Genomic DNA, 21,398 nt, shown 5'->3' on the forward strand with positions numbered 1-21,398 from the left:
ATCCATGCGGGGAAGCCGCATCCGGACCGGGAGATCCCGCAGGCGCAGAGCGCGCACGACACGTTCTGGGACTTCGTCACCCTGCACACCGAGGCGACCCATCACACGCTGTGGAACATGTCGGACCGGGGCATTCCGCGTTCCTACCGGATGATGGAGGGTTTCGGTGTCCACACCTTCCGCCTCGTGGACGCCGAGGGGGCCTCGACGCTGGTGAAGTTCCACTGGAAGCCGAAGCTGGGGGTGCACTCCCTGGTGTGGGAGGAGGCGCAGATCGCGGCCGGGGTGGACCCCGACTTCCACCGCCGCGATCTGGCCGACGCCATCGAGGCCGGTGCGTTCCCGCAGTGGGAGCTCGGGGTGCAGACGTTCCCGGACAACGAGGAGCAGATGTTCGAGGGCATCGATCTCCTCGATCCGACGAAGATCGTGCCCGAGGAGCTGGCGCCGGTGCAGCCGATCGGGCTGATGACGCTGAACGCGAACCCGTCGAACTACTTCGCCGAGACCGAGCAGGTCGCCTTCCACGTGGGGAACCTGGTGCCGGGCATCGACGTCACCAACGACCCGCTGCTCCAGGGCCGGCTGTTCTCCTACCTCGACACCCAGCTGACCCGGCTCGGCGGCCCCAACTTCCCGCAGCTGCCGATCAACCGGACGCACGCACCGGTCAACGACATGCTCCGCGACGGCATGCACCAGACGGCCGTGCACCGGGGCGTGGCACCGTACCGGCCGAACTCGCTGGACGGGGGCTGCCCGTTCACGGCGGGCGCGGACACCGGCGCGTTCGTCGAGGTCCCGGCCCCGGTCGCGGCGGCCGCCAAGGTCCGTGAGGCGCCGGCGTCGTTCGACGACCACTTCAGCCAGCCGCGCCAGTTCTGGCTGAGCATGACGCCGGTGGAACGTGACCACATCGTCGCCGCGTACACCTTCGAGCTCGGCAAGTGCTACGAGCAGGCGGTCAAGGAACGCGCGCTGACGGTCCTCGCAAGGATCGACCCGCAGCTGTGCGCGGAGGTCGCCACCGGCCTCGGCCTGCCCACTCCCACCACGCAGGAACCCCTGGCCGACCCGGCACCGAGCCCGGCCCTGTCCCAGGTCGGGGAGGTCTGGCCGCCGGACGGGCGGATCATCGGCATCGTCGCCGACCACGCCGCCGACCTGGCCGGGGTGCGCACCGTCCGCCAGGCCGTCCTCGACGCGGGCATGGTCCCCCTCGTCATCGCCCCGGCCGGCGGGAAGCTCGACGCGGCCGGTGACCCGGTCACCGTCCAGCGGACCTTCGCCACCGCCCGCTCCGTCGAGTTCGACGCCCTCCTCCTCGCCGGCGCCCCCGCCCCCGGCGGCGACGCCGCCGCCGCACGCGACGCGAAAGCCGACAACACCGGCACCGCGAACGAGGCGGCCACCGACCCGCGCCTGCTGCTCCTGGTGAACGAGGCGTTCCGGCACGGCAAGGCGATCGGCGCCTGGAACGGCGGCGAGGCCGTCCTCGCCCTGTCCGGCGTCCCCACCGACGCCCCCGGCATCGTCGCGGCAGACAGCGGCAGCACCGTCCTGGAACAGATCACCACCCACCTCGGCACCCACCGCGCCTGGGAACGCTTCACCCCCCAGATCTGAACGACACAGATCTGAACGGCACGAATCTGAACCGCACGGATCCGAACGGCACGGATCCGCGCACTACGGGTACGGAAGAGACCGGGCCACGGGGCCGCTCGCTCCTGACGGCGAGCGGCCCCGTGGCCCCCGCGCGGTAGCCCTGACGTACGCCCGGTACAGCGTCACCACGGCCCCCGCTCCCCGCCCGGACCGTCACAGGCGGTCACCGTTGCGGTGGAGCGCGCGACGCGCGCTGCCTACCATGCGGAACAAGGGTTACGGCGCCACCCAGGACAGGACGTGCGGGCGGACCGCCGCAGCCACCGGACCGCCCAGCAGCCCGGGTACACCGGTACGTGTCTCCCCCACCACCACGGTCACCACGTTCCGAAAGAACGCCTGTCCGGAAGGCCCGACACCATGGTTCAGCAGATCGTCACCCCGGACGCCGCGGACGAGCGGCGCGGTGGAACGGTGCGCGTCGCCTCCGTCCCTTCCGGCCACGTCTACGTACGGCACTGCGCGGACCCCGCGGGGTCCAAGGGGGTGGTCCGCCTCACGGATCCCCGGCCGAACGGCGCGCCCAGCACGTCCCAGCGCTGGTGGCCGCCGGTGATGCTCGACCCCGCGTGGGTGGACGCGCATCACCGGGACTTCGACGTGTTCCACCTGCACTTCGGCTTCGACGCCCAGACCCCCCGGCAGCTCGCCGAACTGGTGGCCGCCCTGCGCCGGCACCGCAAGCCGCTCGTGTACACGGTCCACGATCTGCGCAACCCGCACCAGCCGGATCCGGCGGCCCACCGGGCCGCGCTGGACGTGCTGGTCCCGGCCGCGGACCGGCTCATCACCCTCACCCCCGGCGCCGCCGCGACGATCGAGCACGTCTGGGGCCGCACGGCGGCCGTGCTGCCGCATCCGCACGTGGTGGAGCAGCCCGATCTGACGCGCCCCCGGCCGGTCCGGGACGGCTTCGTCGTGGGTGTGCACGCCAAGAGCCTGCGCCCCAACATGGCGGTGCTGCCCGTCGTGCAGACGGTGTCGGAAGCCGTCGCCGACCTCCCCGGAGCCGTTCTGCGGGTCGACGTCCACCACGAGGTGGGCGACCCGGAAGCCCACGCGCACGACCCGGGGCTGATGGCCGCGCTCCAGCGGCTGCACGAGGCGGGCCGCATCGCGCTGCACGTCCACGACTACTTCGACGACGCCCAGTTGTGGGACTACCTGACCTCTCTCGACCTGTCGGTGCTGCCGTACACGTGGGGTACTCATTCCGGTTGGCTGGAGGCGTGCTACGACCTGGGGACCACGGTCGCCGCTCCCACCTGCGGTTTCTACGCCGAGCAGCGCGACTGCCTGTCGTACGGCAACGACGAGCGGCACGGGCTGGACCCCGAGTCGCTGCGCGGCGCGGTCGTCCGGGCGTACGAGCAGCGGCCCCGGTGGCGGGCGAGCGCACCGGAGCGGATGCGGGAACGCGCTGCCGTCGCCGCCGCCCACCGCGCCCTCTACGAGGACCTCACGGCATGAGCGGATCGCTCCGGATCGCCGTGGTGGCGTCGGCCAGGTTCCCGATCAGGGAGCCCTTCGCCGGAGGGCTGGAGGCGCACACCTGGTCTCTCGTACGGGCGCTGACCCAGCGCGGACACCGGGTGGAACTGTTCGCGGCCCGTGGTTCGGATCCGGCTCTCGGCGCACGGGAGCTGCGGGTGCGCCGGATGTCGCTGAGCGGTGCCGCCCGCGCCGACGCCAGCATGCCGGCGGGGTCCTGGATGGACGAGCACCACGCCTACCTCTCGCTGATGCTGGAGCTGGCGGGCGACGCGGGCCGCCGGTTCGACGTCGTCCACAACAACAGCCTCCACCACCTGCCGGTCGCGATGGCACCGGCGGTGCACGCCCCGGTGATCACGACCCTGCACACCCCGCCCACCCCGTGGCTGGAGTCGGCCGTCCAGGCCCAGGACCACTGCCCGGTGGTCTTCACCGCGGTGAGCGCGCACACCGCCCGTGCCTGGCGCCCGCTGGTGCCCGCCGCGCGGGTGGTGCGCAACGGGGTGGACACGACCCGGTGGACCCCCGGGCCCGGCGGTTCCGGACTGGTCTGGTCGGGGCGGCTGGTGCCGGAGAAGGGCGCCCATCTCGCGATCGAGGCGGCGCGTAAGGCCGCCGTGCCGCTGCGTCTGGCCGGGCCGGTCGGCGACCGCGCGTACTTCGACGAACGGGTCGCACCGCTGCTCGGCGACGGCGTCGACTACGTCGGTCACCTCGGCCGCGGCGAACTCGCCGCCCTGGTGGGCGGATCGGCGGCCGCCCTGGTCACGCCCTGCTGGGACGAGCCGTACGGCCTGGTCGTCGCCGAGGCGCTGGCGAGCGGCACCCCGGTGTGCGGGTTCGACCGGGGCGCCCTCTCGGAGATCCTCACCCCCGAGTGCGGCAGGCTCGCACCCGCCGAGGACACCGCCGCCCTCGCGGCCCTGATCCCGGAGACGATCCGGCTGGACCGCCGGGCGGCCCGGGACAGGGCGGAGAGCTTCTGCTCCCTGGACGTCATGACCGACCTCTACACCAGCCTGTACCGGGAGTTGACGTCATGATCGGCTACTACGTGCACCACCGGGGGCGGGGTCACCTGCACCGCGCCCTGTGCGTGGCCCGGCACACGGACACGCCGGTCACCGGCCTCTCCTCGCTGCCCCGGCCGGAACGGTGGCCCGGTGCGTGGGTGCGGCTGCCTCTCGACACCGGGGACGGCGGCGCCCCCGAAGCCGACGCGACCGCGAACGGCCGGCTGCACTGGGTCCCCACCCGCCATCGCGGGCTGCGGGACCGCATGGGGGCGATCGCCGACTGGACCGCCCGCACGGCGCCGTCGCTCTTCGTGAGCGACGTGTCCGTCGAGGTCGCCCTGCTGGCGAGGCTGCTGGGCGTCCCGGTGGTGGTCGCCGCGATGCGCGGCGACCGCTCCGACGCCGCACACCGCCTGGGCTACGACATCGCCGACGCGCTGCTGGCGCCCTGGCCGGCGGACCTGCCGGAACCCGGCTGGCCGTCCCGGTGGAGCGCGAAGACCGTGCACACCGGCGCCTTCTCCCGTTACGACGGACGGCACGACGGGGACCGCGCGGGGAGCCGGGCGGGCGACGGGCGGCGTCGGGTCCTGGTCGTCCAGGGTGCGGGCGGCAGCGATCTCAGCGACGCCCAGCTGACGAGCGCCGCGGCCGCCTCCCCCGGCTGGCGGTGGGACGTGCTCGGCGGCCCCGGCCGCCCCTGGGACCCCGACCCGTGGCCCCGTTTCCTGGCCGCGGACGTGGTGGTCACCCACGCCGGGCAGAACGCGGTCGCCGAGTGCGCGGCCGCCCGGCGTCCGGCCGTCGTGATCCCGCAGGACCGGCCGCACGACGAACAGCGCGCCACCGCCCGCGCCCTGCACACCGCCGGGCTCGCCGTGGTGCGCCCCTGCTGGCCGCCGGCCGACGAGTGGCCGCAGGTCCTGGACCTGGCCGTGCGCACCGGGCAGCGCTGGGACCGCTGGGCCCCCGGCGACGGTGCACGGCACGCCGCGCTCCTGCTGGACCGGCTCGCCGCACGGACCCCGGAGGCGGACGGCCTGTGCGTGTAGCGGTGATCACCCTGGTGTCCGGGCGCCACGACCACCTGTCCCTCCAGCGGGCGGGGCTCGCGGCCGGCACCCGGACGCCCGACCACTACGTCGTGGTCACCATGGACGACCCGCGGGCGGCTCTCCTGGTCGCCCCGGAGCCCTGTCCGGGCGATCCGGTCGCGGTCCCCGTTCCCTCCCCCGGGCGTCTGCCTCTCGCCGCCGCCCGCAACGCGGGCGCGCGCCGGGCCCTGGACGCGGGAGCCGATCTGCTGGTCTTCCTCGACGTGGACTGCGTACCCGGGGCCGGCACCCTGGACCGTTACGCCCGCTGCGCCGCCGACGGGGCTCTGCTCTGCGGGACCGTCAGCTACCTCCCGCCGCCCCCCGCGCACGGCTACCGCCTCGACGAACTCCCGGCTCTGGCGTCCCCGCATCCGGCGCGTCCGGTCCCCGGCGACGACGAGGTCCTGAGCGGCGGTGACCCCCTGCTGTTCTGGTCGCTCTCGTTCGCCCTGACGGCCGCGACCTGGCGCACCGTCGGCGGCTTCCACGAGGAGTACGAGGGATACGGCGGCGAGGACACCGATTTCGCCATGCAGGCGGCGGGGGCCGGGGTGGAGCTCCGCTGGCTGGGAGGCGCGCCCGTCCACCACCAGTACCATCCCACCCGCACTCCCCCGACGCAGCACCTGGACGACATCCTGCGCAACGGCGCCCTCTACAGACGGCGCTGGGGAAACTGGCCGATGGAAGGCTGGCTGCGCGACTTCGCCCGCCTCGGCCTCGTGCGGCACGACCCCCGTACGGACACCTGGTCCGCCGTCGACCGGACGGCGTGATCCCGGCCCGGCGCGGGCCTCGTCCGGAATCCGTGAAGATCCGCCCCCGGCGCGCCGGGGGCCCCGATGTGCGCCGGGCGGACCGGTTTCCGGCGTGGCGATGAGTCGACGGGCTTCTGCGGGTCTATCCCTGAAAGGCGACGAACCGACCGCACCGGGAGCACGCCATGGGCCTCATCCACATCGAGATGTTCGCGACCCTCGACCTCGTCGGGCAGGCGCCCGGCGGCCCCGACGAGGATCCGGGGGGATTCCCGTACGGCGGCTGGCAGGCGCCGCTGCTGGACGAGGTCGCCGGGGCCCAGATCGCGGCCGCGTACGAGGGCACGGACGCGCTCCTGCTCGGCCGGCGGACGTACGACATCTTCGCCGCGTACTGGCCCCGTCAGGAGGGCGGCGAGGACGACGGGATCGCCACGCTCTTCAACGCCGTCCCGAAGTACGTGGCCTCCCGCGGCGAGCCCGAGCTCTCCTGGGCCGGATCCACCCACCTCGGCGCGGACCTGGCGGACGCGGTCCGCGAGATCCGCGAACGGCACGAGCACGTGAAGGTGGTCGGAAGCCTGGATCTCGTGCAGACCCTCCTGCGCGAGAGGCTCTTCGACCGTCTCGACCTCTGGCTGCACCCGGTGGTGCTGGGCGTCGGGAAGAAGGTGTTCGACGACGGAGCCGCACCCGCCAACGTCACACTCCTCGCGCCCCCGGAGGCGAGCCCCAAGGGCACCGTGTACCTGCGCTACGGACTCGCCGGGGGTTCTCCCGCAACGGGCGACATGAGCGCACCCGACCGGGGCCTCGGAAGAGAGCACTGAGCAAGGGGTTCCCGCGAGCCGATGTGGCCGGGTGCTCCGCCCCATTCCCCCGCCGGTGCCGCTGCCCGTGCGGGGGCGGCGCTCCGTGTCAGTTCTTCGTCAGCTCCTGGGCGAGCATCACGAGGATGCCGCTGGGGCCGCGGAGGTAGGTGAGCTTGTAGACGTCCTCGTAGGTCGCGACACCGCGCAGCGGGTGACATCCGTGGCGCGCGGCGACGGCGAGGGCTTCGTCGAGGTCGTCGACCGAGAAGGCGACGCGGTGCATGCCGATCTCATGGGGGCGGGTGGGCTGCGTCTCGATCGCCTCGGGGTGGATGTACTCGAAGAGTTCGAGGCGGCCGTGGCCGTCGGGGGTCCCCAGCATCGCGATCTTCGCGTGGTTGCCGTCGAGGCCGACGGCGGTGTCGGCCCAGTCGCCGCTGACGGTGTCACGGCCGAGGACCGTGAGGCCGAGATCGGTGAAGAAGGAGATCGCTGCCTCGATGTCGCGCACGGCGATGCCGACGTTCTCAAGTGTGATGGCCATGGCCGCATGCTACCGAGCCGGGCCGCCCGGTGACTCAGGGTGAGAGAGTGGTCCGTTCGACGGGCACCGGACACGGCGGGGCGGCCCTCGCGCCGGCCGTCCGCCGTGCGGTCCGCAGACGCGAAGGGGCCCCGCCCGCACGTCCGTGACCAGCAGTCATCCGGGGCGAGGTCGTCCGGCCTGAGCCGGCCGAAGGCGCGTCAGATTTTTTCCGGGCGAGGAGGTATGAGTGCGCGGATGCGGGGCAAACGGTCGCGCGTAACGCTGCACGAGAAGAAGGGCGGGATCATGACGGCAATGGCGGCGCGGGCCGGGGAGAACAGCGACGTGCTCACGGAGCCGTACGACCTCACCGGGACCGGCTCCGGTGACACGGCGCGGGAACTGCCGTGGATCGAGGACGCGGGGAAGGTCGCCCCGAAGGACGCGCGGGCGCTGTCGAAGCTGTTCTTCGACCGCCTCCAGACCCTGGAGGAAGGCACCCGCGAGCACCAGTACGCCCGCAACACGCTCATCGAGATGAACCTGTCGCTGGTCCACTACTCGGCCCAGCGGTTCCGCAGCCGGGGCGGGGACGACCTCGACGACATCATCCAGGTCGGCACGATCGGTCTGATCAAGGCGATCGATCGCTTCGACCTCTCCCGCGAGGTCGAGTTCTCCACCTTCGCCATCCCGTACGTGGTGGGCGAGATCAAGCGGTTCTTCCGGGACACCACCTGGTCCGTGCACGTCCCGCGCCGGCTCCAGGAGCTGCGCGTCGAACTGGCCAAGGCCAAAGAGACCCTCTCGGTCGGGCTGGACCGGGACCCGACCGTCAAGGAGCTCGCCGCCCACCTCGACCTGAGCGAGGAAGAGGTCGTCGAAGGGCTGGTCGCCGCCAACGGCTACTCCGCCGGTTCCCTCGACACCCCCTCCGCCGACGGCGACGACGGCCAGGGCCAGCGGGGGTACGCCGAGGTGCTGGGCGACTGGGACGCGGCCATGGAGACCTTCGAGAACCTCCACGACCTCGCCCCCGTGCTGGAACAGCTCGACGAACGCGAACGCCTCATCGTGCGGATGCGTTTCGGCGGGGAGATGACGCAGGCGCAGATCGGCGCCGAACTGGGGCTCTCCCAGATGCACGTCTCCCGGCTCCTGACCCGCATCCTGCGCAAGCTCCGTACCGGTATGGGCGTCGTCGCCTGACGTACCCCGCCCGGCATGTACCGCCGCCCCGCGCCGAACCGGCGCGGGGCGGCGGTTTTTCGCCGTCGCGGGCAGGGCCGGCTTCGGCCGGCGTGAGCAGGGAGCGGGACGGGGCCCGTGCCGCGCGGCACGGGCCCCTCCGCACGACGGGCCGTCAGACCCGGTCGGCCGCGATGAGCAGGTACTGGAACGAACCGTCCCGGTAGGAGTTGATGAAGGCGTCCTCGATGCCGGTCACCAGCGACGAGGTGGCCCGCAGCTCCCAGTAGGGCAGGGTGTCGGGGGTGAGGTCGATGACGGCCTGCGGTACGAGGCGGTGGTCGGCCATGGCGCGCAGGTATTCCCGGCGGGAGTGGATGTTGCACTCGAAGTGCGCGTTGATCTGCGAGACCCACTTCGAGGGCTGGCCGTAGCGCGGGTTCCAGCAGCCGGTGATGGTCACGTACCGGCCGCCGACCTTCAGCACACGGGAGTGCTCGGCGAACAGGTCGTCGAGATCGACGTACATGCTCGACTCGTTGTTCCAGGAGGCCGCGGCGGAACCGGTCTCGAACGGGGTGGCCAGCATGTTGCAGACGCGGGCGCGGACGTGGTCCCCGATGCCCAGTTCACGGGCCCGGCCGTTGGCGAAGTCGGCCTGCTTCGCCGACAGCGTCACCCCCTCGACCGTGCACCCGAAGCGCTGGTGCGCCATCACCATCGAGCCGCCGCGGCCGCAGCCGGCGTCCACCAGGGTGTCCTCGGGCCCGATGTCGCCGAGGTGGCCCAGCAGGACGTCGGCCTGGGCCGACTCCAGCCGGTGGAGTTCGGCGATCAGCTTCTTCTCGCTCTCGCTGTCCTCGGGGTCGCCCAGCGCGGCGCGGTCCACCTCCCCGATGCCGTAGTGGTGGTGGTAGAGCCCGTCGACGTCGCCGAGGCGCAGGTTCACGGGCCTCGCCTCCCCGTCCCAGTAGCGCGCGATGTCGCCCTGGTAGGGGGTCGCCGGGCGGGGGATGCGCAGCGGGGTGGAGGTGGCGCGGTCGCCGGCGGTGACGCCGGTGGCGGGGTTCGGATCGGTCTCGGTCACGATCGGGTCCATTCTCTCTTACCAGAAATCGGGCAGGCTGTAGCGGTAGGTGTTGGTCCGGTGCCAGTAGTGGTTGCCGTCGACCCAGGCGGCCACGCCCCGCAGGAAGCGCTGCACCTGCGGGACGGGACAGTCGGCGGCCAGGGCGGCGGCCTCGTTCTCGAAGGCGTGCATGAGGTCGTTGTGGACCTCCACCGACTTCAGGTAGGCGTCCCGTTCGGAGAGGTTCTCGCGCTCCGCGATCACGACGGGGAGGTTCAGGTGGTGGCCGGGTGCGTCGAGTTCCTTGGTGTACGAGTACAGGTCGTTGACCAGGGTCGTCGCGTTGCCGGCGAGTGCGATGACCTTCTGCATGGCGGGCCGGGCGTGCAGGTCCGCGGGGAGTTCGTAGCCGCCGACGGTGTCGGTGATGGTCGGGCAGGGCCGGAAGTTGTTGAACTGGCGCATCGCGAGGTACTCCCACACCTCCGGTACGCGGTCCGACTGCGCCCAGGCCGCTTCGGCGAGGTACCCCAGGTGCAGCCGGGCCATGTCGTGCCTCAGCCGGTCCGTCTGGGAGGGGCTCGCCGCGCCGGCGAAGTACTCCATGGCGGAGCGGTAGGCGCGCCGGGGCGCGTCCGAGTGGAGCGACTGCGCCCAGTCAGGCCGGTACTCGTCGGTCGTGTGCAGCGGGTCGAGGGCGGTGTGCGCGAGCAGCAGGCGTTCGCCGAGGCCGACGGGCGAGCCGCCGTGGTCCTCGCAGTAGCAGTCGTCGACCGCGTTCTCGGCCACCATCAGGCGGGTGGCGAGCATCAGGTGGTCGACGTCGGGTGCGTCGGGGTGGCAGGCGACCATGTAACGGCTCACGGAGAAGCCGTCGAACTGGTCTTCCCACTCGTCGGGGAAGAGGCTGACCTCGTCCAGCGCCCAGGACTTGATCCTGCGCCCGATCTCCTCGACCCGTTGCGGGTCGGGTTCCGGAACCGCATGGAAGTAGAGGCCGGGGACCGGCCTGCCCTCCGCCGCGTCCGCGGACGGGCCCGCGGGCGGCGGCTCCTCGCGGAGGCTGAGCCGCAGACCCGCCGTGCCGAGGCCGTTCGGACCGCGCAGGAGGCGTTCCAGTGCGGCGTTCGGCGCCCCGGCCGCCGGGGCGGTGGCGGGGACGGCGGCGGGCGGGACGGGTACGGGGACCGGGGGCGGGCCGGGCAGGGGGCCCGCGGAGGGGCCGCCGCCGGCGGCGGACCCGGTGTCGTGGAGGGCCGCCGCCGCGGAGGCGAGTACGTGCGCTCCGAAGCGGGCGGCTGCTTCCGGCAGGTGCGACTGCGGCGGTGGCAGCTCGGGCGGGGGCATCCAGGGCTCCTCGGTGGGGTGGGCGGCTCGTTCCTGCGGCTCCCGGACGTGCGCGACCGCCCCGGAGGGCTCCGGGCGTCGCGCCGTTCCGTCGGGGGCCGGGGCCGCTACCTGGGCCAGTGGGCGATCTGCACGTTCTCCAGCACGCCGACCGCGTCGGGCACGAGGATGGCGGCGGAGTAATAGGTGCTGACGAGGTAGGAGATGATGGCCTTCTCGTCGATGCCCATGAAGCGGACCGACAGGCCCGGTTCGTACTCGTCCGGCAGCCCGGTCTGGCGGAGTCCGACGAGGCCCTGGTTCTCCTCGCCCGTACGCACGGCCAGGATCGAGCTGGTCTTCTCCTTGGTGATGGGGATCTTGCCGCACGGAAGGATCGGCACCCCGCGCCAGGCGGGGACCCGCTGGCCGCCGAGGTCCACGTGGTCCGGGTAGATCCCCCGCGCGTTGAAGCCGCGACCGATCGCCGCGATCGTCTTGGGGTGCGCGAGGAAGAACGTGGTGCCGCGGCGCCGGCAGAGCAGTTCGTCCATGTCGTCCGGGGTGGGCGGGCCGGCGTGCGGCTGGATGCGCTGCTTGAAGTCGGCGTTGTGGAGCAGGCCGAACTCCCGGTTGTTGATCAGCTCGTGCTCCTGGCGCTCGCGCAGCGCCTCGATGGTGAGCCTGAGCTGTTCCTCGGTCTGGTTCATCGGCCCGTTGTAGAGGTCGGCGACCCGGGTGTGGATGCGCAGGATGGTCTGCGCGACCGAGAGTTCGTACTCGCGCGGGTTCGGCTCGTAGTCCACGAAGGCGCCGGGCAGTTCGATCTCGCCGCTGTGACCGGCCGACATCGAGATCTCGGCCTCGCCGCGGTGGTTCTGCCGCCGGCCGGCGAGGGTGGTGTACGCCTCCACGTGCTCCCGCAGGCTCTGCGCTCCGTCCAGCACGGACGCGAAGTCGGCGCGCGACAGGGTGAGCAGCGTGCCCGAGGTCTCGGCGGTGACCGTGTTCTCCCACCGGGCGTCCTCGTCCAGCAGGACGTGCTCGCCGAAGTGCGATCCGTCGGCGAGGACGTCCAGGGTGACCTCGTCGCCGTAACTGCCCACGGTGGTCTGGCCGATGCGGCCGTGCGCGATCAGGTGGAGCCGGTCCGCGGGCGCCCCGCGCTCGACGAGCGTCTCCCCCGCGCCGAAGTCGCGCTGGACGCAGCGGTCGGCGAGGGCGGTCAGCACGTCCACGTCGTCGAAGCCGCGCAGCAGGGCGAGTTCGCCCAGCTCACGCGGGATGACCCGGACCCGGGCACCGTCCTGGACGAACTCGACGGTGCCGTCACCGACGGTGTAGGCGAGGCGACGGTTCACCCGGTAGGCGCCGCCCTTGGTCTCCACCCACGGGAGCATGCGCAGCAGCCAGCGGGAGGTGATCTCCTGCATCTGCGGCGCGGACTTGGTCGTGGAGGCCAGGTTGCGGGCGGCCGCCGTGCTCAGGCTGGACTGCTGCCGGGGCAGCTCCACACCCGTCGTGGCGCTCGTCTGGTCAACTGTCATCGAGCAGGGTCTCCTTGGTCAGGGCAGGGGCGCCCGTACGGGGCGTCACCGGGGCAACAGGAGGGAAAGGGGATATACGCAGCGGAACCGTTCAGATCCAGGAGGACAGTAACGGCCGCTCCGCCCCCCGGACCAAGGGAAGCCGTCGACGTTAACTCGATGCGATGATCGCGGGCGCAGAATGTTTGTCAGGCTATAGAACGGGCACAGGGCGGCGGCGCGTGCCGGAGGCCTTCGGCCCGGGGCCCGGCGTCCGGGTCCCCGCGCCCCGACCGGTCGGCCGTCCGCGCCGGCCGTCACCGTGCGGCTCACCGCCGGGGCGCGCTCACCGCAGCGGTCGGCGACCCGTCAGTTTCCGCCAGTCGTCCCGGGCCTCGTCGAGGGCGGTCCGTGCGCGCGGGACCCTCGGATCCTCGCCGTGGTCGGCGGTGATCCGCTTCAGCCGCTGCCGCGCCGACACCACCGGACCGGTCGCCCCACGGGCTTCGCGCACCTGCGCCTCCAGCGCCCGAATGCCGCCCGCGCGCCGCTTCTGCCGCCGTTCCGCCGCGGCGGCGGCCTTCCTGATCCGGACGCTGAACCCGCGGACGGCGTCCTCGGGGAACTCCTCGCCCTCGTAGGGCTGCACCCGCTCCCGCCCGTCGGGGTGGGTGACGTACACGTACGACATGTTCTTCGCGCCGCCGCGCACGAAGCGGACCTCGGCGCCGGCCAGCGGCAGTTCGTCGCCGGACATCAGGACGGATCCCCGGTGCAGGACCACTCCGCCCAACTGTGCGATCTTAGAACCGCGTTGCGGGACGGCCAGGCGTCGCAGCCTGGCTTCCGTCCGGCGGATCCGGCGCCGGTAGGACCATTCGGCGCGCAGCACCCCGGCCCGCGCCCGCCACCGCTCGCGGCGTGCCGCGCGCAGCAGCGTGCGCACCTCGCCGCGGGCGTCCCGCAGGGGCTGCCGGACAGCCCGGCGCGCCGGGCCGAACGCGTACCCCCATCCGCCGGGGAAGCGGCAGGCTCTCAGGAGCGCCCAGCACCCCACCGCCGCCACCACGGGTCCGACGACCCACCAGAACACGGCCATCCGAGCCTCCCCCGCCGGCAACACCGACAACCGCCGCTCACCGCCGACAGCCCGCCGCACGGGCGACGGGGTCTCCGGGGTGGCCGGTTGGACGCAGTCACGTCATTCTGCCTCCGGGACCGCACGGCGAACAGGGCGCGGCGCGGTCGGCAGCCGGTCCCGCGGCGCGCCCCGTCCGCCTCGCGTCGTCCTGGTCTCAGCCGCCCACCGGTGTGAACCGGACCGGGAGAGACGCCGGACCGCGGGTGAAGACGCCTTCCTCGACCGGGCTGAAGCCGTCGGCGAAGCGGAGGTCCGGCATGGCGTCCAGGAGCTGGTTCACCCCGGTCTCGATCTCCGCGCGGGCCAGCAGCGCCCCGACGCAGAAGTGCCGGCCCAGCGCGAAGGCCAGGTGGTCGGCGGCCGCCGAGAACGCGGTGGTGCTGGTGAGGTCGTCGCGGAACAGGTCGAAGCGGTCCGGGTCGGCGTACCGGTCCGCGTCGCGGTTGGCCGAGCCGATCAGGCAGGTGACGGTGGCGCCGGCCGGGACGGTGCCGCCCGACAGCTCCACCTCGCCCACCGTCTGCCGCATGATCATGTGGACCGGCGGGTTGTGGCGCAGGGTCTCGGCGAAGGCCCGGTCGATCAGGGAACGGTCCTCGCGCACGGCGGCGAGCTGGTCGGGGTGGGCCAACAGGTTGGCGAAGAGGGAGGCGATGGCCTTGTCGGTGGTCTCCCCGCCGGCCGCGAGCAGCAGGCTGCAGAACGCCTTGATGTCCTCGTCGCTCATCCGCACACCGTCCACCTCCGCCGCGCAGAGCCTGGAGAGCAGATCGCCGCCGGGGGCCTCCCGACGCCGCCGGATGACCGGGATCATGTACTCGGCGAACTCGACGCGGGTCCGCTCACCCGCCGCGGTGACCGCCGGGTCGCCGGCCAGATTGCCGAGGAAGGCGATGACGTTGGTGTACCAGCCGTGGAAGCGCCGGTGGTCCTTCCGGTCGAGCCCGAGCATGTCGGCGATGACCAGGACGGGGAAGCGCGTGGCGAACGCCTGGACGAGGTCGGCCTCGCCGGTGTGCCGGAACCCGTCGATGAGCTCGCGGGCGTCGCGCTCGATGACCGGCAGGAACGTGTCCCGGAGGTCGGCGCCGCGGAAGGCCGGGGCGACCAGGGCCCGGCGCACGGAGTGCTCCCGGCCGCTGAGCTGGAGGATGGTGCGGCCGTGGACGGGTTCGAGCTGCCAGTCGTAGTTGTCGGTGGTGAACTCCTGGGCCCGGTCCTTGAAGACGCGCTCGACGTCCTCGTACCGGGAGACCAGGTAGCTCCCGGTCGCCTCGTGGTGGACCAGGGGCGCGCTCTCGCGCATGATCCGGTAGGCCGCGTACGGATCGGCGGCGAACTCGGGCGAGAGGATGTCGGGCGGTGCGGACGCCTGGGGCACGTGTGACTCCTGCGGGGCAGAGACCGGGGGATGGCGGACGCCGAACGGGCAACGCCTGGAAGGGTAGGGGCGAACGGCCCGCCGTCGAACCCCCCGGGGAGGGTTTCCGGCCGACGGGTCACGCGCTCCGGGCGCGTCCGCGCGGTTCCTCACCGCACGGTGGCACGGGGTTCGGACGTCGACCCCTCGTGGCGGCGCGGTAGCCTTTTGTGGTGGCCCCGCTGCATATGCCCGACGAGAGAAGGCCCCCCAACCAGGGGCCGAAAAGGGCTGCCCACAACCGGGACGCGCTGGTCGCGGCCGCCCGCGAGGTGTTCGCGGAGCACGGTCTCGACGCACCGCTGTCGGCGATCGCCCGGCGGGCCGGGGTCGGGCAGGGCGTGCTGTACCGGCACTTCCCCGACCGGGCGTCCGTGGCGAGCGCGGTCCTGGAGGAGAACGTCCGGCAGATCGAGGCGGCGGCCGTGGTCGAGGGCGCCCGCCTCGCCGGCCTGCTCGGGGTGCTGACCTGGCATCTGACGGAGTCGGCGGCGTTCGTGGGCCTGCTGCACGCGCACGGGGTCGTCGGGCGGCCCGACGACCTCCCGTACGCGATGGCCCTCTCGGCACGGGTCGAGAGGGCGCTGCGCGACCATCTGGGGCCGGGGCATCCGCTGGCCTGCGGGAGCGACCTGATGCTCGCCGTCGCCATGGTCTCCGGAGCCGTCACCGGCCCCACCCGCGCGGCACGGGAGCGCCGCGCGGTGTCGGCCTGGCGCCTGCTCGGCGTCGAGGTCGGGCCGGTGCGCGCCTTCGACACCGGCCCGCGGCCCTCGACGGGCTGAACCGGTCCCGGACGCGGCTGCGGCGGGCTTCCTCGGTTCCGGGCAGGGCCCCGGCGCCGGAGCGCCGCGGGCCGCCGTCCGCAGACGCGTCCGCAGACGCCGGGGCGCGCGTTTTCAGCCGCCGTTGGACTGGCGGACGCCCTTCGCCAGTGCGTCGAAGGTGTACAGATAGCCGCCGGCCGGCCCGCTGACCGTCATGTACGCCGTGGTCCCGCCAGGTGTGACGGCCACGTTGGTCGCCGATTCGAGCCCTGCGGTCCCCGCCGGGATCTCGACCGTGGCCAGGCGCTTGCCGTGCTTGTCGTAGACGGCCATGGCGGGCCGGCCGTGCAGCCCCTGGTAGAGGTTGCCTGCGGCGTCCACGGCGATCGAGTCGGTCTGGGCGATCCCGCCGTCCACCCGGATCGCGGTGTGCCGGGAGGTGACCGCACCACCGGCGTCGAGGCGGAGGTAGGAGATCCGGTTCTCCGTCAGTTCACTGATCCACAGCCCCCGGTAGTCCGCGTCGAAGGAGATCCCGTTGGTCGCGGCGAGCCCGTCGGCGAGGACGGTGGCCTGCTCGCCGTCGCGGGTGATGCGGACGACGCGGCCGCGGTCCTCGCCCGTGGACAGGCCGCGGGAGTCGCTGAGGTAGAGGTTGCCGTCCCGGTCGAAGGCGATGTCGTCGGGGTTCATGGGCGCGCCGTCCACGTTCCCGGCGAAGAACGTCCGCGGGTCGCTGCCGTCGGGGGCCGTGCTCACGACCTCGCCGTGGGCGTAGTCGGAGAGGTAGAGGCGGCCGTCGTACGGGCTGAACTGCGCGGAGGTGTAGGCGCCGCGGGCGTCGGTGTGGACACCGCGGGCGGTCTTCTTCCTCAGGTCGACGCGCAGCACCTTGGGCTCCCCCGCCGGGGCGGTGACGTCGACCAGGTGCAGCGCGCCGTCGGCGTCGAAGGTGGGGCCTTCGAGCAGGGTCATCCCCGTCGAAGGGTGGACGGTGGTGACCCGCATGACCTCGGTGGCACGCAGGGTCCGGTCCGCTCCGGCGGCGGCCGGTGCGCCGGCCGTCCCTCCGGTGGTCTCGGTGCCGCAGGCGGTCAGGGTCACGGCGCCGGCGAGGGTGACGGCAGCGAGGGACAGGGCAGGGATTCGTCGCATGGGGGCGCTTCCTGTTGGGCCGTCGGGCACCGGGAGGGTGCCGCGGGGACGGCGTGGGGGGCCGTGCACGGATGACTCGGTTCACCCGATCCGCAACCGGACAGCAATGTCCGGTTGTTGTTACGGTAGCCCATGGCCGCCCGGTCCGGGGCGGCCGAGCGATTGGAGTGAGACCCCCACATGACGACCACTCAACCGTCCGCCCCCCACGGCCCGGACGCCCTCAGGGAGCGCTACCGCCTCGAACGCGAACGGCGCGTGCGCCCCGACGGCGCCGCCCAGTACCTGCCCACCGAGGCCGAGTTCGGATACTGGGCCGCCGACCCGTACGTGGACGGCACGACCGAACGCGAGCCGCTGCGCGACACCGTCGACGTCGCCGTGATCGGGGGCGGGTTCGGCGGCATCCTCGCCGGCGCGCGACTGCGGCAGCAGGGGGTGGAGCGGGTCCGGATCGTGGAGAGGGGCGGTGACTTCGGCGGCACCTGGTACTGGAACCGCTATCCGGGCATCCACTGCGACGTCGAGTCGCACGTGTATCTGCCGCTGCTCGACGAGACCGGCTACGTGCCGGAGTGGAAGTACTCCCCCGGCGACGAGATCCGCCGCCACGCGGTGCGCATCGCGGAGAAGTACGGCCTCTACCGGGACGCGCTGTTCTCCACCGGGGCCGAGTCGCTCGTGTGGGACGACACGTCGGAGAGGTGGACCGTGACCACCGATCGCGGCGACGCCTTCCACGCCACCTACGTGGTCACCGCCACCGGAACCCTGTCCGAGCCGAAACTCCCGGGCATCCCCGGCATCGAGACGTTCCGGGGCCACACCTTCCACACCTCGCGCTGGGACTACTCCTACACCGGCGGGACCCCCGACGGCGGCATGACCGGCCTGGCCGACAAGAGGGTGGGCATCGTCGGCACCGGCGCCACCGGCGTGCAGGCCGTCCCCAAGCTGGCCGAGGACGCCCGGCACGTCTACGTCTTCCAGCGCACCCCCTCCAGCGTGGACGTCCGCGCCAACGTCCGTACCACCGCCGAGGACGTCGGCGCGGACCGGGAGGGCTGGGCCCGGGAGCGGCGCGACAACTTCCTGCGCATCGTCTCCGGCGAACGGGCCGACCGCGACCTGGTCGCCGACGGCTGGACCGCGTCGGCGGCGCTCCTGGAGAAGCTGCTGCCGAGCTTCCACCGTCCCGACCGGGGCGATGCCTTCGAGGCCGCCTACGAAGCGGCCGACGCCGCGAAGATGAACCAACTGCGCTCCCGCGTCGAGCAGTCGGTCACCGACCCCGCCACGGCCGAGAAGCTCAAGCCCTGGTACCGGTACGCGTGCAAGCGCCCCACCTTCTCCGACGCCTACTACGACGCCTTCAACCGCGACAACGTCACCCTGGTCGACACCGCGGACACCCACGGCATCGAGCGCGTCACCGAGGACGGGGTGGTCGTCGGCGGCGTGACCTACCCGCTCGACTGCCTGATCTTCGCCACGGGGTTCTCCGTGGGGGTGTCCGGCATCCTCTCGGGCAAGCTGCCCGTCCACGGCCGGGTGGGCGTCCCGTTGCTGCACGCGTGGGCGAAGGAGGGCCCGCGAAGCCTGCACGGCTTCACGAGCAACGGCTTCCCGAACCTGGTGCGGATGGGATCGCTGCACAACGCCAGCAGCGTGAACTTCACCCACGTCCTCGACGAGCAGGCCGTCCACGCCGCCGCCCTGATCGCGGCCGCCGAGGCCGGGCACGCACTCCTCGAACCGTCGCGCGAGGCCGAGGACGCCTGGCAGGCCGTACTGTCCGAAGGCGCCCCGGACCACGAGTGGTTCCACGCCGCGTGCACCCCCGGCTACTACAACCGGGAGGGCGCCGGCCGGCCGAACAGCGCCGGCGCCTACCCGCACGGGGCCGCCGCCTTCCACGACCTGCTGCGGGACTGGCGCGAGAAGTCCCTCGACGAGGTCCTGCGGCCGAGGACCGTCTCGTAACACCTGCCGGGAGACCGGGGGGGGTGCACCGCGCGCGCGGTGGCGCCCTCCGCCCGGCCCCCGGTCACGGCACCGGACACGGGCACGGCCGCCGCTCGGTGCCTGCCCGTTCGACGGCTGCCACCCGGCAGGGACCGTCTGGAAGGATGCGGCCATGAGCAGCGAACCGGAAGTCAGCGCCCTGGCCATCAACGTGACGATCCCCGAGCACCTGCGGTGGACGGACACCCGGCGCGGCGAGACGTTCACGCTCACCACGCTCAACGTCCGGCTGCTCCCGGACGGCAGTCTCGCCGCCAAGGCCTACGGCCGTCCCGTCGGAGGCGGCCGGGGCGCCTACGTCTCCTTCCCGGTGCCGGACCGGCCCGATGTGGCGGCCCTGATCACCGCCGCGGCCGGCCGTGCCGCGGCGCTGTGGTCCGCGCACCGCGGACTGGGCTGATCCCGGGCCACGGCGGTCGTCGGGCCGCACAGCCCCAAGGACGAGGCCACGTGGGCGCGGAAAACGCAACGTCGACAGTCGTCGCCGGGGCGGCTACCTTCACCTGGTCCCCGGCGATCACCCACGGTCGCACGGGAGTTGGTCACGCCCCGCGCCCCGTCGCCGGCGTGCGTGAGCCACCGGACCGGGTCCGCACGGCTGGGCCCCCACCAAGGAGAGACGCGTGCCCCGTCTTGCGCTGTACACCTTCGGAGTCCTGAAGTCGCCGCTGGCCGATCCCGCGCCGCTCACGCGCGAGTTCCACGACCGCGGCGAGGCCGTCTACCGGAAGATGCACCGGGCCCCCGGCCATCTCGCCCGCGCCGAACCGGCGGAAGGCTCCCGGGGAACGGTCTTCGACCTCGACTGGGGCGCCTGGGGCGCGTTCACCGTACCGGCCTGGTACGACAAAGGCCGTACGGCCGAGACCACCGCGCTCGCCGCGACCCTCTCGCTCTGGACCGGTCTGCGTCCCGCCTTCGACGCCGTCTACACCGGCCTGCACCGGGAGGCGCTGAACAGGCGTGCCGACTGGTTCGAGAGGGGAGGACACCCGAGTCATGCGTTCTGGTGGGTCCCCGACGGCGTGACGCCCACCTGGCAGGACGGGGTCTCCCGGCTGGAGGACCTCCACGACGGCGGTCCCACGCCCCGCGCCTTCCCGTTCCACCGCCCGTTCACCCCGGAGGGGGTGCCGACCGGGCTGCGCGGGACCGGGCCGGAGACCGAAGCGGCGCGCTGAGCACGCGGGAGCCGTCGCCGGCCGGACCACGACCGCGGGCACGCCTCACGGACGCACCAGCCGCCGCAGGGCGAGGCGGGCCAACGGGGTGTAGGCCAGGACGACCGGGGCGGAGCCGTCGATGACCAGTTCGGTCGTCGCACCCGACGGTGTACGGGGTCGTACGGCGTGCCACAGGGACATCCGGACGGGTCCCACACGGACCCGCCAGCGCCAGGTGAGCGCCTCCGGGTCGACGGCGTCCACGACGAAGTCGACGCGCGGCCCAAGCACCGGCACCACCTGGCCGCGCATGCCCGCCCGCAGCTCGTCCTCCGCCTCCACCGCCCTGATCTGCGGGGACCAGGAGGGCCAGGCCGCCGTCCGGACGTACCGCTGCCAGACCGTCCCCGCGTCCGCCGCGCCCGCGGCGCGCACCGTCACTCTCATCCCCCCAGCATGCTCACGGCGGGGCGCCAACCGCTCGTCGTGGAGGCGGTGCGGGGGCGTCGGAGCCGGGCACGCCGGCCCGCGGCCCGGCAGCGCTCTCCGCCCCGGCGGCACGGTCAGCCGCGTACCCGGAGGCGGAGCCCTGCCAGCATCAGGTCCAGCGCGGCGAGGAACTGCTCCTTGTCGTCGTGCCCCTCGAACTCGTCGGCGATGCTGCGCATGAACGGATACTCCTCGGCGTCGAGGGCCCGCCACCGCTCGGCGTAACGGCCGAGGAACTCGTCACGGCCGACCAGGCCGTCGAGCACCTCCTGGGGCGGCTCCTGCCCCATGTCGGCGGCGTTGCCGATCACCACGCTGAAGATCGCCGTGACGGCGTGGAACCGCTGCCGCGGTGTGAGGTCGAGCCGCAGCGTCTGGCGCCCCAGCTTCTCGTAGAGGCGCAGGGAGTTGCCCTGGATGTCGGAGTTCTGCATGAAGTGCCCGCCCAGCCAGGGCCGGTCCACGATCGCGTCGAACAGCTTGACCGCGATCATGCGCAGGTCGTCGATCGGGTCCTCGCCGTCGGCCTGCCGTTCCACGTCGGCCAGCACGCCACCGAGCACATGGTCGATGGCGCGTTCGAGCAGTTCGTCCTTGCCCGAGACGTACCAGTAGACGCTGCCGACGCCCGTCCCGAGGCGGGCCGCGAGGGCACGGAGGGTCAGGGCCGGCTCGCCCGCCTCGTCGAGCAGGGCCACGGCAGCGGAGAGGACGGCCTCGATGGAGTGCGAGGCGCGCCGGCGCCCCCCGGAGGGGCG

The 21,398-nt window shown here is 73.0% G+C and carries 20 protein-coding genes; 11 read left to right on the top strand and 9 right to left on the bottom strand.

The window, feature by feature from the left end:
* From Q0994_RS08935 to Q0994_RS08960, 6 genes are all read left to right on the top strand, one after another.
* Positions 1–1,626 (top strand): catalase (locus tag Q0994_RS08935; protein ID WP_299531358.1); only part of this gene is annotated, 1,626 nt, incomplete at its 5' end.
* A gap of 402 nt (positions 1,627–2,028) precedes the next feature.
* Entirely contained in the window at positions 2,029–3,138 is a 1,110-nt protein-coding gene (locus Q0994_RS08940) for a glycosyltransferase (protein WP_299531359.1), read from the top strand.
* Positions 3,135–4,205 carry a glycosyltransferase gene (locus Q0994_RS08945; protein ID WP_299531361.1) on the top strand — a complete coding sequence of 357 codons (1,071 nt, stop codon included), beginning with the start codon at positions 3,135–3,137 and terminating at the stop codon, positions 4,203–4,205. The genes Q0994_RS08940 and Q0994_RS08945 overlap by 4 nt, the downstream gene beginning before the upstream one ends.
* The gene (locus Q0994_RS08950) at positions 4,202–5,230 is read left to right on the top strand and encodes a glycosyltransferase (protein ID WP_299531362.1); all 1,029 of its coding nucleotides are present in this window, start codon (positions 4,202–4,204) and stop codon (positions 5,228–5,230) included. The genes Q0994_RS08945 and Q0994_RS08950 overlap by 4 nt, the downstream gene beginning before the upstream one ends.
* Positions 5,221–6,051 carry a glycosyltransferase family 2 protein gene (locus Q0994_RS08955; RefSeq protein WP_299531363.1) on the top strand — a complete coding sequence of 277 codons (831 nt, stop codon included), beginning with the start codon at positions 5,221–5,223 and terminating at the stop codon, positions 6,049–6,051. Before Q0994_RS08950 ends, Q0994_RS08955 begins: the two co-directional genes overlap by 10 nt.
* A 167-nt stretch (positions 6,052–6,218) precedes the next feature.
* Positions 6,219–6,863, top strand: coding sequence for a dihydrofolate reductase family protein (locus tag Q0994_RS08960; protein WP_299531364.1), 645 nt, complete (start codon positions 6,219–6,221; stop codon positions 6,861–6,863).
* Between the two features lie 88 nt (positions 6,864–6,951).
* On the opposite strand, the gene Q0994_RS08965 is transcribed toward Q0994_RS08960, so the two are convergent.
* Positions 6,952–7,389, bottom strand: coding sequence for a VOC family protein (locus Q0994_RS08965; protein WP_299531365.1), 438 nt, complete (start codon positions 7,387–7,389; stop codon positions 6,952–6,954).
* A 288-nt stretch (positions 7,390–7,677) separates the two neighbouring features.
* Here Q0994_RS08965 and Q0994_RS08970 point away from each other — a divergent pair, with 288 nt between their 5' ends.
* A complete protein-coding gene (locus Q0994_RS08970) occupies positions 7,678–8,580 on the top strand; it encodes an RNA polymerase sigma factor SigF (protein WP_299531366.1) in 903 nt (300 codons plus the stop codon).
* A 154-nt stretch (positions 8,581–8,734) separates the two neighbouring features.
* On the opposite strand, the gene Q0994_RS08975 is transcribed toward Q0994_RS08970, so the two are convergent.
* The 5 genes from Q0994_RS08975 to Q0994_RS08995 all read right to left on the bottom strand — a co-directional run bounded on the left by Q0994_RS08975 (position 8,735) and on the right by Q0994_RS08995 (position 15,002).
* Positions 8,735–9,580 carry a geranyl diphosphate 2-C-methyltransferase gene (locus tag Q0994_RS08975; protein WP_299532111.1) on the bottom strand — a complete coding sequence of 282 codons (846 nt, stop codon included), beginning with the start codon at positions 9,578–9,580 and terminating at the stop codon, positions 8,735–8,737.
* An 84-nt stretch (positions 9,581–9,664) separates the two neighbouring features.
* A complete protein-coding gene (locus Q0994_RS08980; RefSeq protein ID WP_299531367.1) occupies positions 9,665–10,975 on the bottom strand; it encodes a family 2 encapsulin nanocompartment cargo protein terpene cyclase in 1,311 nt (436 codons plus the stop codon).
* A 107-nt stretch (positions 10,976–11,082) separates the two neighbouring features.
* The gene (locus Q0994_RS08985) at positions 11,083–12,501 is read right to left on the bottom strand and encodes a family 2B encapsulin nanocompartment shell protein (protein WP_299531368.1); all 1,419 of its coding nucleotides are present in this window, start codon (positions 12,499–12,501) and stop codon (positions 11,083–11,085) included.
* A 325-nt stretch (positions 12,502–12,826) separates the two neighbouring features.
* A complete protein-coding gene (locus tag Q0994_RS08990; protein ID WP_299531369.1) occupies positions 12,827–13,579 on the bottom strand; it encodes a hypothetical protein in 753 nt (250 codons plus the stop codon).
* Positions 13,580–13,775: 196 nt separating this feature from the next.
* Positions 13,776–15,002, bottom strand: coding sequence for a cytochrome P450 (locus Q0994_RS08995; RefSeq protein ID WP_299531370.1), 1,227 nt, complete (start codon positions 15,000–15,002; stop codon positions 13,776–13,778).
* Positions 15,003–15,229: 227 nt separating this feature from the next.
* Here Q0994_RS08995 and Q0994_RS09000 point away from each other — a divergent pair, with 227 nt between their 5' ends.
* On the top strand, positions 15,230–15,826 hold the full coding sequence (locus tag Q0994_RS09000) for a TetR/AcrR family transcriptional regulator (protein WP_299532113.1): 597 nt from the start codon (positions 15,230–15,232) through the stop codon (positions 15,824–15,826).
* A 114-nt stretch (positions 15,827–15,940) separates the two neighbouring features.
* On the opposite strand, the gene Q0994_RS09005 is transcribed toward Q0994_RS09000, so the two are convergent.
* The gene (locus Q0994_RS09005) at positions 15,941–16,963 is read right to left on the bottom strand and encodes an SMP-30/gluconolactonase/LRE family protein (RefSeq protein WP_299531371.1); all 1,023 of its coding nucleotides are present in this window, start codon (positions 16,961–16,963) and stop codon (positions 15,941–15,943) included.
* 180 nt (positions 16,964–17,143) lie between these two features.
* Between Q0994_RS09005 and Q0994_RS09010 the strand changes: the two genes are divergently transcribed.
* From Q0994_RS09010 to Q0994_RS09020, 3 genes are all read left to right on the top strand, one after another.
* Positions 17,144–18,946 carry an NAD(P)/FAD-dependent oxidoreductase gene (locus tag Q0994_RS09010; protein WP_299531372.1) on the top strand — a complete coding sequence of 601 codons (1,803 nt, stop codon included), beginning with the start codon at positions 17,144–17,146 and terminating at the stop codon, positions 18,944–18,946.
* A gap of 154 nt (positions 18,947–19,100) precedes the next feature.
* Positions 19,101–19,388 (top strand): hypothetical protein, encoded by a 288-nt coding sequence (locus Q0994_RS09015; protein WP_299531373.1) that lies wholly within the window; start codon positions 19,101–19,103, stop codon positions 19,386–19,388.
* 223 nt (positions 19,389–19,611) lie between these two features.
* Positions 19,612–20,169, top strand: coding sequence for a DUF3291 domain-containing protein (locus Q0994_RS09020; protein ID WP_299531374.1), 558 nt, complete (start codon positions 19,612–19,614; stop codon positions 20,167–20,169).
* 45 nt (positions 20,170–20,214) lie between these two features.
* On the opposite strand, the gene Q0994_RS09025 is transcribed toward Q0994_RS09020, so the two are convergent.
* A complete protein-coding gene (locus Q0994_RS09025; RefSeq protein WP_299531375.1) occupies positions 20,215–20,598 on the bottom strand; it encodes an SRPBCC family protein in 384 nt (127 codons plus the stop codon).
* A 116-nt stretch (positions 20,599–20,714) separates the two neighbouring features.
* Positions 20,715–21,362 (bottom strand): TetR/AcrR family transcriptional regulator, encoded by a 648-nt coding sequence (locus tag Q0994_RS09030; protein WP_299532115.1) that lies wholly within the window; start codon positions 21,360–21,362, stop codon positions 20,715–20,717.
* Between the last annotated feature and the right edge of the window lie 36 nt (positions 21,363–21,398).

Source organism: uncultured Streptomyces sp. (genome assembly GCF_947488945.1).
GTDB lineage: Bacteria > Actinomycetota > Actinomycetes > Streptomycetales > Streptomycetaceae > Streptomyces.

What these genes read in the sequence shown, in the direction of transcription:
- Q0994_RS09000 (WP_299532113.1), top strand. Translation starts at nt 15,230, where the DNA reads ATGCCCGACGAGAGAAGGCCCCCCAACCAGGGGCCGAAAAGGGCTGCC.
- Q0994_RS08970 (WP_299531366.1), top strand. Translation starts at nt 7,678, where the DNA reads ATGACGGCAATGGCGGCGCGGGCCGGGGAGAACAGCGACGTGCTCACG.
- Q0994_RS08940 (WP_299531359.1), top strand. Translation starts at nt 2,029, where the DNA reads ATGGTTCAGCAGATCGTCACCCCGGACGCCGCGGACGAGCGGCGCGGT.
- Q0994_RS08980 (WP_299531367.1), bottom strand. Translation starts at nt 10,975, where the DNA reads ATGCCCCCGCCCGAGCTGCCACCGCCGCAGTCGCACCTGCCGGAAGCA.
- Q0994_RS08990 (WP_299531369.1), bottom strand. Translation starts at nt 13,579, where the DNA reads ATGGCCGTGTTCTGGTGGGTCGTCGGACCCGTGGTGGCGGCGGTGGGG.
- Q0994_RS08960 (WP_299531364.1), top strand. Translation starts at nt 6,219, where the DNA reads ATGGGCCTCATCCACATCGAGATGTTCGCGACCCTCGACCTCGTCGGG.
- Q0994_RS09015 (WP_299531373.1), top strand. Translation starts at nt 19,101, where the DNA reads ATGAGCAGCGAACCGGAAGTCAGCGCCCTGGCCATCAACGTGACGATC.
- Q0994_RS08965 (WP_299531365.1), bottom strand. Translation starts at nt 7,389, where the DNA reads ATGGCCATCACACTTGAGAACGTCGGCATCGCCGTGCGCGACATCGAG.
- Q0994_RS08950 (WP_299531362.1), top strand. Translation starts at nt 4,202, where the DNA reads ATGATCGGCTACTACGTGCACCACCGGGGGCGGGGTCACCTGCACCGC.
- Q0994_RS08985 (WP_299531368.1), bottom strand. Translation starts at nt 12,501, where the DNA reads ATGACAGTTGACCAGACGAGCGCCACGACGGGTGTGGAGCTGCCCCGG.
- Q0994_RS09025 (WP_299531375.1), bottom strand. Translation starts at nt 20,598, where the DNA reads ATGAGAGTGACGGTGCGCGCCGCGGGCGCGGCGGACGCGGGGACGGTC.
- Q0994_RS08945 (WP_299531361.1), top strand. Translation starts at nt 3,135, where the DNA reads ATGAGCGGATCGCTCCGGATCGCCGTGGTGGCGTCGGCCAGGTTCCCG.
- Q0994_RS09010 (WP_299531372.1), top strand. Translation starts at nt 17,144, where the DNA reads ATGACGACCACTCAACCGTCCGCCCCCCACGGCCCGGACGCCCTCAGG.
- Q0994_RS09005 (WP_299531371.1), bottom strand. Translation starts at nt 16,963, where the DNA reads ATGCGACGAATCCCTGCCCTGTCCCTCGCTGCCGTCACCCTCGCCGGC.